The organism is Mitsuokella jalaludinii DSM 13811, from assembly GCF_000702905.1.
Lineage (GTDB): Bacteria > Bacillota > Negativicutes > Selenomonadales > Selenomonadaceae > Mitsuokella > Mitsuokella jalaludinii.
Map to the genome: position 1 here is coordinate 74,927 of NZ_JNKR01000005.1, position 13,040 is coordinate 87,966.

Below are 13,040 nucleotides of genomic sequence, written 5' to 3' on the forward strand. Positions count from 1 at the left end.
GGCTGGAATACTTATGGCACATGAGACGTTACGGATTGTCATTGCAGATAATGAATCCATCATTCGCATGGATTTGCGTGAGATGCTCGAAGAAGCTGGTCATGAGGTCGTCGGTGAGGCCATTGACGGGCGCAAGGCGGTGGAACTGACGCGGCAGCATCGCCCGGACCTCGTCATCATGGACATCAAGATGCCGCAGATGGACGGCATCACGGCTGCGCGCAAGATCTCGGAGGAGAAGCTGGCGCCTGTCCTGTTGCTCACTGCCTTCAGCCAGCCGGAGATCGTCGAGAAGGCTAAGGACTCTGGCGTGCTCGGCTACCTTGTCAAGCCAGTGCAGGAGAACAACCTCTTCCCGGCCATCGAGATCGCCATGTCGCGTTGGCGGGAGATGCAGGGCCTCGAGCAGGAGCTCGCTGGCCTGCGCGATTCGCTGGCCATGCGCAAGACGCTCGACCGGGCCAAGGGCATCCTCATGGCGGCCCATCATCTCTCTGAGCAGGAGGCCTACCGCCGCATCCAGCAGTACGCGATGATGAAGCGCCTGACGGTCAAGGATGTCGCCGAGGCCATCGTCAAGGCGGCGGGCGGCAGGGTTTGATGCCTCATGGCTGCATGGAATTCTGTATTTTGACATAAATTTTTGTTTACATATTGACAAACTATGTTATCTCGGTTAAGATAAAAACATCATTTGAAGTTTGATGAGAACTGACCAGAAAAAATGGAGGTTCTAAGGCAAGCGCGCAATGCGCCCGCCTTAGGACCTCTTTTCTTTTGTGTGGATGATTTGTGAGGTGATGGCAGTGGAACATATCTTTGTGCAGGCCAATGGATTGTATCAGAGCATGCTGCACGGTTACGCGGATATCGTGCGACTGGGCATGAGTATGCTGCGCATCGGTGCCATCGGTTTTGGCGGCGGCAATGCTCTGATTCCCGTCATTGAGAAGGAAGTCGTGGAAAACGGCAAGCTCGTCACAAAGCGCGCGTACGATGAGGATGTCGTCGCGGCCTGCATCACGCCGGGGGCTCTGCCTGTCGAGATTGCGGCAGGCATCGGCCAGAGGCTCGGCGGCCATGCGGGCATGCTCGTAGCATCTTCGATGATGGCTCTGCCGGGAGCCCTCCTCACCATCCTGATCCTTGCGGTGCTGACGGGAGAACAAGGGGCTGCCCTGACGGGGATCCGCTATGCTTCGATCGGCCTCGGTGCGTTCATCATCAGCCTGTTGGCAGCTTATGTGCTTAAGACGCTCACCGCGATGCGGCAGGCCGGCACGCGCGTGTTCCGCACGATGTGCCTGGCGATGGTGGCGGTATTCCTGTTCTCTTCGGAGGCAAACCTCTATGCACTGCTCGGCATTTCGGCTAAGCCTGTGTTCAATCTGTCCATCCTGTCCATCCTCGGGCTTTTGTTCTTCCTGATTGTCTACCTCGGCAGCGGCATCTCGCGGGCAAAAGCCATTGTGGCCGGCCTGCTCACAGCCTCGTTCCTGCTGAGCGGCAGTCATCCTTTGGCACCGGCTCTGACAGGTGTCCACGATGCCACTATCCTGTTCATGGGATGGCTCGTTTTCAGGGGGCTTGTCAAGAGCTTCCGCATGGGCGGAGAATCCGTCGATGGCGTAAAGCTTCTCAAGGACACGCTGCGCGATGCATTCGTCTGGCTGGCTTTTGCCTTGGCGCTTAGCCTGCCGGCCATCACGATGGTGCAGGGCAGCTCCGCGTACATCGGGGAGGGATTCCTCTCGTCGCTGCTCTCATTTGGCGGTGGCGATGCCTACCTGACGATTGCGGACGGCCTGTTTGTCCAGGGCGGCACAGTGGTTTCGGCCGATTTCTATGGCCAGCTCGTACCCGTGGCCAATGCCCTGCCAGGGTCAATCCTCTGCAAGATCCTCACGGGAATCGGTTATCTTTCCGGCCTTCGCATGGGCGGCATGAGCGCGGGTCTCGCTCTCTCGCTGGCAGGCTTTGCCGTCAGCGTCGCGGCGTCGGGCTTGATCTTCGGCATCATCGCGCGTCTGCTGCGGACCTTTCACGACGTGCCGGTCTTCCGCCAGATCAGCCTCTGGGTGCGCCCCATCATCAGCGGCCTGCTGCTCAATGTTGCACTCTCGATGCTGCGCACGAATCTGGAGATCGGCACGGGGCTGCTGGTGCCAGAAGGGATTGTCCTTACGATGAGCATCCTGCTGGCAGTCTTCTGCCTGTACCTGCTCTTTGTCCGCAGGAAGGCCATGACCGTGCCGATGCTCGTGTCGGCAGCAGCGGGATTTGGACTTTTCCTCATCTGAATGTGAATGGTGTATGTATCGACTGTTACCATGGAGTGATTTTAGGAGAGATGATATGAAGAATGTAAAGCTGAAGCGGAGCCGTCTGGAGACCGATGTGCTCATCATTGGCGGCGGCACGGCTGGCTGTTATGCCGCCATCAAGCTCGGCGCAGAGAAGGAGCTGCGCGTGCTCGTCGCTGAAAAAGCGAATATCGAACGCAGCGGCTGCCTGGCCGCGGGTGTCAATGCGCTCAATGCCTACATCTCGAACGGCCACACGCCGGCCGACTACGTCGAGTATGCACGCAAGGATGCGGAGGGCATCATCCGCGATGATCTCATGATGACAATCGCAGAGTCTGTCAACGAGGTCACGGAAGACCTCGAGCGCCGCGGGCTCGTGATCCTGAAGGATGAAAGCGGGAATTATGTCACGCGCGGGTGGCGCAACGTCAAGATCAACGGCGAGAATATCAAGCCGCTCCTGGCCAAGGGCGTGCGCGAGCAGAACAACGTCACCGTGCTCAATCACGTCAATATCACAGATCTCAAGGTCACGGACGGTACGGTGCACGGTGCCTGGGGCTTTTCTGTTCGCGATTTGACCGCTTACGACATAGAGGCGAGAGCGGTGCTCATCGCGACGGGCGGAGCTGCAGGACTTTACCGCCCCAATAATCCAGGTTTTTCGCGCCACAAGATGTGGTATCCGCCGTTCAACACGGGGGCAGGCTATGCGATGGGCATCCGTGCTGGCGCAGAGATGACGACGCTCGAGCACCGCTTCATTGCATTGCGTTGCAAGGATACGATTGCGCCGACCGGCACGATTGCACAGGGCGTCGGGGCCAAGCAGGTCAATGCCAGAGGTGAAATCTATGAGACGAAGTACGGTCTCACGACACCGCAGCGCATCTTCGGGACTGTGGAGGAGAACCGCAAGGGTAACGGTCCCTGCTACCTCGATACGCGTCACATCACAGCAGAGCAGCAGGGCAATCTCTATCACGCATACCTCAACATGGCACCGGCGCAGACGCTCAAGTGGATCGAGAGCGGCAAAGGGCCGAAAGAGCAGCCTGTCGAGGTCGAGGGTACGGAACCATATGTGGTCGGCGGCCATACGGCCAGCGGATTCTGGGTCGATACAAAGCGGGAAACGACCGTTCACGGGCTGTTTGCCGCCGGTGATGTCGCAGGCGGTGCCCCGCAGAAATACGTGACGGGAGCACTCGCTGAAGGTGAGATTGCTGCCGAAGCGCTGGCTGGATACCTCGTCGCTGGCAGGGACAAGGAAGCGCTTGGCGACCGGCGTGAAGATGCGCCTGCCTGGACGGATTACGAAGCATATCTCTCGCATGAGCCCGGCAATCTGACGGCAGAGCAGCTGGAAGAAGCCATGCAGAAGGTCATGGACGAGTATGCAGGAGGCATCCATACAGACTACCGTTACAACAAGAGCCGCCTGGAACTGGCAGATGAGCAAATCAAGCATCTTGAATCCCTGCTGCCACAGCTCGCAGCAGATGGCCCGTACGAACTGCTCAAGATCTATGAGCTGCGCGAGAGGCTGACGGTCTGCCGTGCCCTCATTGCGCACCTCCTCGCGCGCCGCGAGACGCGCTGGCATACGTTCGGCGAGAATGCCGACTATCCGGAACAGTCGCCGGAGGGCTGCTGCTACATCAATTCGCGCTGGGAAAACGGATCCTTCCATATATATAGAAGGCCGCTGGTCAAAGGAGGTCATTATGAGCATACGCATCCATGAGGACCGCTGCATCGGCTGCGGCCGCTGCACGGAAGCCTGCCCCGGCAATCTCATTCTCTTGCAGGATGGACCGTCGGGCAGGAAGGCGAAGATCCGCGAGGTCCGCGATTGCTGGGGCTGTACGGCCTGCATGAAGGAATGTCCTGTTAGTGCGATAGGCTACTTCCTCGGTGCTGACCTTGGCGGCAGTGGCAGCACGATGACAATCCACAAAGAAGGTCATTACTATCACTGGCATATCCGCAAGGCTGACCAGCAGGAGGTCACCATTACGATCGATCGCGAGAATGCCAACCAATACTGAGTAAGGAGTCAATACATATGGGAAAATTATCGCATCTCGATGCACTCGAGGCCGAGGCCATCTACATCATTCGAGAGGTTGCGGCCGAATCCGAGAAACCAGTCATGCTCTATTCCATCGGCAAGGACAGCACGGTCATGATGCATCTTGCCCTCAAGGCCTTTTACCCGGAGAAGCCGCCGTTCCCGTTCCTGCACATCAACACGACGTGGAAGTTCCATGAGATGATCGCCTTCCGCGATGCACAGGCGAAGAAGTACGGACTCGATATGATTGAGTACAAGAATGAAGAAGGGCTGGCAGCCGGTGTCAATCCGTTTGACTACGGCGCCTCGTATACGGACATCATGAAGACGCAGGCCCTGAAGCAGGCTTTAACGAAATACGGCTTTACCGCAGCGTTCGGCGGCGGCCGCCGCGATGAGGAGAAATCGCGTGCCAAGGAACGCATCTTCTCGTTCCGCAATGCGGCCCAGGCCTGGGATCCGAAGAATCAGCGCCCGGAGATGTGGAAGCTCTACAATTCCCAGATCAACAAGGGCGAGAGCATCCGCGTCTTCCCGTTGTCCAACTGGACGGAGAAAGATATCTGGCAGTATATCCGCCGCGAGAACCTCGAGATTGTTTCTCTTTATTTTGCCAAGGAGCGCCCGGTCATCGAGCGCGACGGCAATCTCATCATGATTGACGATGACCGCATCGTCAAGAAGCTCAATCTAAGGCCAGAGGATATCGAGCACAAGAAGGTCCGCTTCCGCACGCTCGGCTGCTATCCGCTGACAGGGGCTGTTGAGTCAGAGGCTGATACGTTGGATGCAATCGTGGAGGAGACACTCGGCGCTGTCGAATCGGAGCGCACGAGCCGTGTCATCGATCACGAGGGAGCCGGCAGCATGGAACGCCGGAAACGGGAGGGTTATTTCTGATATGAACGATTTACTCAAATTCATCACCTGCGGAAGCGTCGACGACGGCAAGTCCACGCTCATCGGCCATCTCTTATACGATGCGAAACTCATCTATGCCGATCAGAAAGAAGCGCTGCTGCTCGACTCGAAAGTCGGCAGCCGCGGTGGCGCCATCGACTATTCGCTGCTCCTGGACGGACTTCTCGCAGAGCGTGAGCAGGGCATCACGATCGATGTCGCCTACCGCTACTTCACGACGGACAACCGCAGCTTCATCTGTGCGGATACGCCGGGCCACGAGGAGTACACGCGCAACATGGCCTGCGGTGCATCATTTGCAGACCTTGCCGTCATCCTCGTCGACGCGACGCAGGGTGTCCTGACGCAGACGCGCCGCCATGCCCGCATCTGCGCCCTCATGGGTATCCGGTACTTTGTCTTTGCCATCAACAAGATGGACCTCGTCGACTACTCGGAGGCGCGCTTCAAGGAGATCCAGGCGCAGATCGAGGCCCTGCAGCAAGAGCTTCATCTTCACGATGTCAAGCTCATTCCTGTATCGGCGACAGAGGGCGACAACGTCACGAAGAAGTCGTCCGCCATGACCTGGTATGACGGCCCGACGCTGCTCGATTATCTGGAGCAGGTCGACGTCAGTGCCGTTCACGAAGAGGGCTTTTACATGCCCGTTCAGCGCGTCTGCCGCCCAAATCACGAATTCCGCGGCTTCCAGGGCCAGATCGAGAGCGGCAGCATCGCCGTCGGCGATACTATCACCTCACAGCCGAGCGGCGAGCAGGCCGAAGTCAAGAAGATCCTCGTGGCCGACCATGAAGCCGAGTCGGCGTTCAAGGGGCAGCCGGTCACGATCCAGCTCAACCGCGAGGTCGACGTCTCGCGCGGCTGCGTGCTCGAGAAGGGCAGCCATGTCCGCCAGGCCGCGAACTTCAAGGCTGAGATCCTCTGGATGGATGATGTGCCGCTTTCCATCGGCAAGAACTTCATGGTATTTCTCGGCACCAAGAAAATCCCGGGTATCCTGACGAAGATCGATTACCGCATCGATATCAATACGGGCGAGCATGTCGAGGCAACTGGCCTCAAGAAGAACGAGATCGCGCTCTGCGAGATCGCCGTGACGGAGCCGATCGTGCTCGACACATTCGACCATCACCGCACGCAGGGCGAGCTCATCCTCATCGACCGCATCAGCAATATGACATCGGCCTGCGGCGTCGTGCGCGAGATTCCTGACGGGACAGAGAAGCGCCACTTTGCGGCAAATCAGCAGATGCGCAGCGCGCTCAACTGGCAGGCACCTCTTGCCGTCGCTTTCGAGCCTGCAAAAGACGGTATCTCGCTTGCGACCGTTGAAGAAGCCGAGTACTACCTCGTGCGCAACGGCCGCCACACGTACCTCTATCATCCGAGTGCGGACGAAGATCCTGCTCCGGTGCTCCGCCACCTGCTGCAGGCAGGCCTCGTCGTCCTGCTCGTGCTCGACAAAGACCAGCCATTGCCGGAAGGCGTCCGGACCTTCAGCGAGCTCTCCGGCAAAGCCGCCGCAGAGAGCACATCCCAGCAGATTGCGGAGACCATCCTGCACCATTCCATGCTCGACTCCATGATGGCACCGAACAACTGGATTATCTAATCGATATTGGCAGATCCGAAACAAAGACCAGATTGACCTGGTCTTTGTTTTTTTGACTTTTTATGGATTTTGATATTGACATTTTGACTTAGAGGGGGTAATATAAAGACTGTAGTTAGCACTCAGGTCTAGTGAGTGCTAACACCATCAACATGTAAATTCATTTTATAGGAGGAAGATACCTATGATTAAGCCATTGGGCGAAAGAGTTGTCATCGAAGTTGCAGAGAGCGATGTAAAGACGGCCAGCGGTATTGTACTGCCGGATACGGCGAAAGAGAAGCCGCAGAAGGGCACAGTCGTTGCAGTTGGCGCTGGCAAGCTGCTCGATAATGGCGAGCGCGCTGCTATGGAAGTCAAGGTCGGCGATGGCGTCATCTTCTCCAAATACTCGGGTTCAGAGGTCAAGGTAGAGGGCAAGGATTACCTGATCGTCCGTGAGAGCGATATCCTCGCTGTCATCTGATCATCCCGTGATTTCAATCAGACTTTTCTCGGAGGTAATATAAATGGCAAAACAGATTCTGTTTGACGAAGAAGCTCGCCGCGCACTTGGCCGCGGTGTTGATGCACTGGCAAATGCCGTAAAGGTAACGCTTGGACCAAAGGGCCGCAATGTCGTCCTCGACAAGAAGTTCGGCGCTCCGACGATCACGAACGATGGTGTCACGATTGCACGCGACATCGAGCTCGAAGATCCGTTTGAGAACATGGGCGCACAGCTCGTCAAGGAAGTCGCCACGAAGACGAACGACATCGCCGGTGATGGCACGACGACGGCAACGCTCCTGGCACAGGCCATGATCCATGAGGGCATGAAGAATGTCGCTGCTGGCGCCAACCCGATGATCATCAAGAAGGGCATTGACGAAGCGGTCAAGACGCTCGTCGAGGAGATCAAGACGAAGGCCAAGAAGGTTGAAGGCCAGGCTGACATCGCGCAGGTTGCTACGATTTCTTCCGCGAACGAAGAGACGGGCAACCTGATTGCTGAGGCCATGGAGAAGGTCGGCAAGGACGGCGTCATCACGGTCGAGGAATCCAAGACGATGCGCACGAACCTCTCCGTCAAGGAAGGCATGCAGTTCGACCGCGGCTACATCTCCCCGTACCTCGTCACGGATACGGACAAGATGGAGGCAGCTCTCGATGATCCGTACATCCTCATCACGGACCGCAAGATCTCGGCTATCAACGACATCCTGCCGATCCTCGAGCAGGTTGTCAAGGCCGGCAAGCAGCTCGCCATCATCGCTGAGGATGTCGACGGCGAAGCACTGACGACGATCGTCGTCAACAAGCTGCGCGGCACGTTCAAGGCTCTGGCCGTCAAGGCTCCGGGCTTCGGTGACCGCCGCAAGGCTATGCTGCAGGATATCGCTACGCTGACGGGCGGCACGGTCATCAGCGAAGAGCTCGGCCGCAAGCTCGACAGCGTCACGCTCGCTGACCTCGGCCAGGCGCACAAGATGGTCTCCACGAAGGACGAGACGACGATCATCGGCGGCAAGGGCGACAAGGACGCCATTGCTGAGCGCGTTGCACAGATCAAGCAGCAGATTTCCCAGACGACGAGCGATTTCGACCGCGAGAAACTGCAGGAGCGCCTCGCAAAGCTTTCCGGTGGTGTTGCTGTCATCGAGATCGGCGCTGCTACGGAAGTCGAGATGAAGGACAAGAAGTACCGCATCGAGGATGCGCTGAATGCTACGCGCGCTGCTGTTGAAGAAGGCATCGTCGCAGGCGGTGGCACGACGTTCCTCGACATCCTGCCGGCACTCGATAAGCTCGAGGTCGAAGGCGACGAGAAGGTCGGTGTCAACATCGTTAAACGCGCTATCGAAGAGCCGGTCCGTCAGATTGCTCAGAACGCAGGCCTCGAAGGCTCTGTCGTCGTCGAGAACGTCAAGAAGGCTGGCACGGGCATCGGCTTCAACGCCCTCAAGAACGAATACGTTGACATGCTCAAGGCTGGCATTGTCGATCCGGCAAAGGTCACGCGCTCCGCTCTGCAGAACGCTGCTTCGATTGCTTCCATGGTACTGACCACGGAGACGCTCGTCGCTGACAAGCCGGAAAAAGAAGCTCCGGCGCCGGCTGCTCCGGGCATGGGCGGCATGCCGGGCATGATGTAATCCCTTCGCGGTTGCATCCCCTGAACTGAATCAAAAATCTCCATCCGGATGATCCGGATGGAGATTTTTGCTTTTGGGAGGCTGCATAGGCCGCCTGGCACGAGCAATTGTTGACAATAAGATGGTTTTAAGCTAGAATAGCATCGTATCAGAATCGCCTTGCGATGTTCTGATGATAGGTTTGATTGTGCAGCAGGGACATTACGGAAAAGAAGCAATTCTTAGCGCTAGTTCCCCAAGATGGGCTTGAAAGCTCAGCGGGGAAAACGAGGAGAAGGTTGTCGAAACGTCAGCGGATGCCTTCCGGCCGTCCCAGTCGATACGGTCTGCTGAAAGATGAGGAGTAATCCTCACGACAAAGGCAGTTCGAGGGATCCTGTTGCAAGACTACCAGGAGGTATGTATCATGTGTGGTATTGTAGGTTATGTCGGTGACAAGCAGGCTGCGAACTTCCTGCTCGAGGGACTCTCGAAGCTTGAGTACCGCGGCTACGATTCGGCCGGCATCGCTGTCTATGACGGCAATCGCATCCGCGTCGAGAAGAGCGTCGGCCGCCTCGCGGCGCTGCGCGACAAGATCAAGGATGACATGCCGCAGGGCACGATTGGTATCGGCCATACGCGCTGGGCAACGCACGGCCGTCCGTCGGACCGCAATGCGCATCCGCATACGGATTGCACGGGCGACTTTGTCGTCGTGCACAACGGCATCATCGAGAACTATCTCGGCCTGAAAGAAGAGCTCATCGAGAAGGGCCATGTCTTCAAGTCGGAGACGGATACGGAAGTTGTCGCCCATCTGCTCGAAGAGGTCTACAACGGTGATTTCGTTTCCTCGGTCCGCGAAGTGCTGCACCGCATCGAAGGTTCGTATTCGCTCGTCTTCATGAGCAAGAGAGAGCCGGACAAGCTCATCTGCACAAAGCAGGACAACCCGCTCGTCATCGGCATCGGTGAGGGCGAGAACTTCATCGCATCGGATATCCCCGCCATCATCGCACGCACGCGCCGCACGTACATCCTCAACGACGGCGAGCTCGCCGTCGTCACGAAGGATGCCATCAAGATCACGAATCGCCGCGGTGAGCCCGTGACGAAGAAGGTCTTTGAGGTCAACTGGAATGCCGAGGCTGCCGAGAAGGGCGGTTACGAGCACTTCATGCTCAAGGAAATCAACGAGCAGCCGAAGGCTGTCCGCGACACGATGAGCCAGCGCATCGCGAAAGACGGCAAGTCCATCGTCATGAACGAGCTCAAGTGGGATGCGGATTACCTCAATTCCTTCAATAAGATTTACATCGTCGCCTGCGGCACGGCTTACCATGCTGGCCTCGTCGGCAAGTTCTACATCGAGAAACTAGCCCGCACGATTGTCGAAGTCGACGTCGCTTCGGAGTTCCGCTATCGCGAACCGATCGTCGACGAGAACACGCTGTTCATCGCTGTATCGCAGTCGGGCGAGACGAGCGATACGCTCGCTGCGATGAAAGAGTCGAAGCGCCTTGGTGCCAAGACGCTGGCCCTGACGAATGTCGTCGGCTCCTCGATTGCCCGTGAGGCAGATCAGGTGCTCTACACGTGGGCTGGCCCGGAAATCGCCGTCGCTTCGACGAAGGCCTACACGACGCAGCTCATCCTGTTCTTCATGCTCGCCCTCTACATGGCGCAGATCAAGAAGACGCAGACGCCGGAGCGCCTTGAAGACCTCATTACGAAGCTCAAGAACGTGCCGGCACAGATTAGCGAGGAACTCTCGGACGTCGACCCAATCAAGACATTTGCCAAGCAGTACGGATTCAACGAAGATGTCTTCTATATCGGCCGTCTGCTCGATTACGATGTTGCCCTTGAAGGTGCATTGAAACTCAAGGAGATCTCGTACATCCATGCGGAGGCATACGCTGCCGGCGAGCTCAAGCACGGCACGCTGGCCCTAATCGTCGAGGGTGTACCAGTCATCGCCCTCGCAACGCAGAAGAGCGTCTACGAGAAGACGCTGTCGAACATCAAGGAAGTCAAGGCACGTGATGCCGTCGTCATCGGCATCGCTGCAGAAGGCGATACGGAGCTTGAGAAGTATGTCGATCATGTCATCATGGTCCCGGAGACGGATGAGCTGCTTCTGCCGTTGCTGACGGTTGTGCCGCTCCAGTTGCTCGCTTACTATGCCGCCATCACGCGCGGCTGTGACGTCGATAAACCGCGCAACCTCGCGAAGTCGGTCACGGTTGAATAAAAGCTGTGCCCCATTGCGTCCGATACGGATATAGAATTACAGATTGTCTACGAGAAGCCTTTTTGCCTGCGGGCAGGAGGCTTCTCGTTCTATTGCCTGACCGTCACACTCATCGTGTGCAGGCACGAATGCATGACACGAATGCATGAATGGAGGAATTATCTTGAAAGCATTCATCTACGATATGGACGGCGTCATTGCCGATACAGAACCAGTGCACATGCAGGCTGAGCAGCATGTCATGAAGAAGATGGGCGTCGAGCTTGAGCTCGCTTATTTCCAGCGCTATCAGGGCATGACAGACGTCATGATTTTTGAAGACCTTCGGAAGCAATTTTGCATCAAGCCCTCTGCAGAGAAGCTCGCAAAGGCGAAGGCTTATCTTTTCAACAAGATCCTGCATGAGACACATGTCACGCCGATTGCGGGCAGCCTGGAATTGATCCGTGCGACAAATGAACTGCGCCAGTCGCATGGGCTCAAGACAGCGATTGCGAGTTCGTCGAGTGATGATTTCATCGCCTTTGTTGTCGACGATCTCGGCATCCGCGACCACTTCGACCTTCTCATGAGCGGCACAAATCTGCCTGAGTCGAAGCCGAACCCTGCCATCTACCTGCAGACGGCCGCCTATCTGCGCGTGGATCCACGGGACTGTGTCGTCGTCGAGGACGCCGCTAACGGTGCGCGGGCGGCCAAGGCAGCCGGCATGACCTGTATCGGCTTCAACAGCCCGCACAGTCCCAACCAGGACCTCTCCATCTGCGACATGGTTGTCGACCGCTTAGAGGAGATTGACCTTTCTGCATTCTGAACCTTCGATTCTCTGTTCGTTTTTGCAGGAATATCCACTTCGCATGTCGAACTATAAATATACGAATAGGCACCATAGTACCTGCAGACAGCAGACAATGGAGGAGGAGTCGCAATGGCAGAAATGGCAACAAAAGCAAGAGCATTCCAGGATTTCCTGGATGCCAAGGAGATCAAGGCATTCGTATCGGAGATAATCGAGAATGATCCGGAGCAGACGACGGTATTCCGCTCGCGTGTAGAGGTGGATGGACAAGAGCTGCCGCTGCTCGTCCTGTTGGACCGCAGTATCTTCTCCATGATCCGCGTGCAGATTTCGCCGAAGTGCAAGACGGAGGAAAATGAGCTGGCTGTGCTCAAACTGGCAAACGATCTCAACCTCAAGTACAAGCCGTTCAAGCTCTACTTCGACGGTGAGGGTTCACTGATCCTCGATATCTGCATGATCACGCCCGACGAGAAGGCCGAGGAGATCGGTGACATGGTCTACGGCATGTTCAACGTCATGATCACATTCCTCAACGAGAATTACCGCACGATGATGAAGACCATCTGGTAAATGCAGGAGCAGACTTGGTAGAAGTCAGTGGAAGAAGGCTGTTTGATAGGCAGCCTTCTTTTTGTATATAGAAAACCCCTGGTTAGACCAGGGGCTCGATAAAGCTTTAGCGATGAGTCTTTAAAGGATTTAATAAACCTCCCTTGAAGTATGAAGTTGCGGTCCGTCAACTGCAACCAATACGACAAAGGAGGTATATCGTAATGAAAGATTACGATGTACATAGTTTATCACATACAAAATGGGAGTGTAAATATCATATTGTATTTGCCCCTAAATACAGAAGAAAGGTCTTTTATGGTCAGAAGCGGTACGAGATTGGTCAAATCTTAAGGGAACTGTGTCGGTGGAAACAGGTGAACTTGTTAGAAGCCGAGG

General features: G+C 56.5%; 12 protein-coding genes. All 12 read left to right on the forward strand.

Annotation, left to right across the window (positions count from 1 at the left end; all coding sequences use genetic code 11):
- Positions 1-13: 13 nt before the first annotated feature.
- Complete coding sequence (locus tag T518_RS04885) at positions 14-601, forward strand: ANTAR domain-containing response regulator (protein WP_036376086.1); 588 nt, start codon at positions 14-16, stop codon at positions 599-601.
- Between the two features lie 205 nt (positions 602-806).
- Complete coding sequence (locus T518_RS11360; protein ID WP_162177205.1) at positions 807-2,300, forward strand: chromate transporter; 1,494 nt, start codon at positions 807-809, stop codon at positions 2,298-2,300.
- A 55-nt stretch (positions 2,301-2,355) separates the two neighbouring features.
- Positions 2,356-4,053 (forward strand): adenylyl-sulfate reductase subunit alpha, encoded by a 1,698-nt coding sequence (locus T518_RS04895; protein WP_036376089.1) that lies wholly within the window; start codon positions 2,356-2,358, stop codon positions 4,051-4,053.
- Complete coding sequence (locus T518_RS04900) at positions 4,034-4,357, forward strand: 4Fe-4S dicluster domain-containing protein (protein WP_036376091.1); 324 nt, start codon at positions 4,034-4,036, stop codon at positions 4,355-4,357. The genes T518_RS04895 and T518_RS04900 overlap by 20 nt, the downstream gene beginning before the upstream one ends.
- Before the next feature lie 17 nt (positions 4,358-4,374).
- Positions 4,375-5,283, forward strand: a complete 909-nt coding sequence (gene cysD, locus T518_RS04905) for a sulfate adenylyltransferase subunit CysD (RefSeq protein WP_036376094.1) — start codon at positions 4,375-4,377, stop codon at positions 5,281-5,283.
- Position 5,284: 1 nt separating this feature from the next.
- Positions 5,285-6,919, forward strand: a complete 1,635-nt coding sequence (locus T518_RS04910) for a sulfate adenylyltransferase subunit 1 (RefSeq protein ID WP_072003571.1) — start codon at positions 5,285-5,287, stop codon at positions 6,917-6,919.
- 184 nt (positions 6,920-7,103) lie between these two features.
- On the forward strand, positions 7,104-7,385 hold the full coding sequence (groES, locus tag T518_RS04915) for a co-chaperone GroES (RefSeq protein ID WP_005839486.1): 282 nt from the start codon (positions 7,104-7,106) through the stop codon (positions 7,383-7,385).
- A 43-nt stretch (positions 7,386-7,428) separates the two neighbouring features.
- A complete protein-coding gene (gene groL, locus T518_RS04920; protein WP_036376098.1) occupies positions 7,429-9,054 on the forward strand; it encodes a chaperonin GroEL in 1,626 nt (541 codons plus the stop codon).
- A gap of 406 nt (positions 9,055-9,460) precedes the next feature.
- A complete protein-coding gene (gene glmS, locus T518_RS04925; protein WP_036376102.1) occupies positions 9,461-11,290 on the forward strand; it encodes a glutamine--fructose-6-phosphate transaminase (isomerizing) in 1,830 nt (609 codons plus the stop codon).
- 163 nt (positions 11,291-11,453) lie between these two features.
- Positions 11,454-12,104: an HAD family hydrolase gene (locus T518_RS04930; protein WP_036376105.1), complete on the forward strand. Its 651-nt coding sequence runs from the start codon at positions 11,454-11,456 to the stop codon at positions 12,102-12,104.
- Between the two features lie 114 nt (positions 12,105-12,218).
- The gene (locus tag T518_RS04935; protein ID WP_081828424.1) at positions 12,219-12,662 is read left to right on the forward strand and encodes a hypothetical protein; all 444 of its coding nucleotides are present in this window, start codon (positions 12,219-12,221) and stop codon (positions 12,660-12,662) included.
- A gap of 203 nt (positions 12,663-12,865) precedes the next feature.
- Positions 12,866-13,040, forward strand: a 175-nt coding sequence (locus T518_RS11575) for a transposase (protein ID WP_211248179.1), incomplete at its 3' end; no start/stop codon positions are given.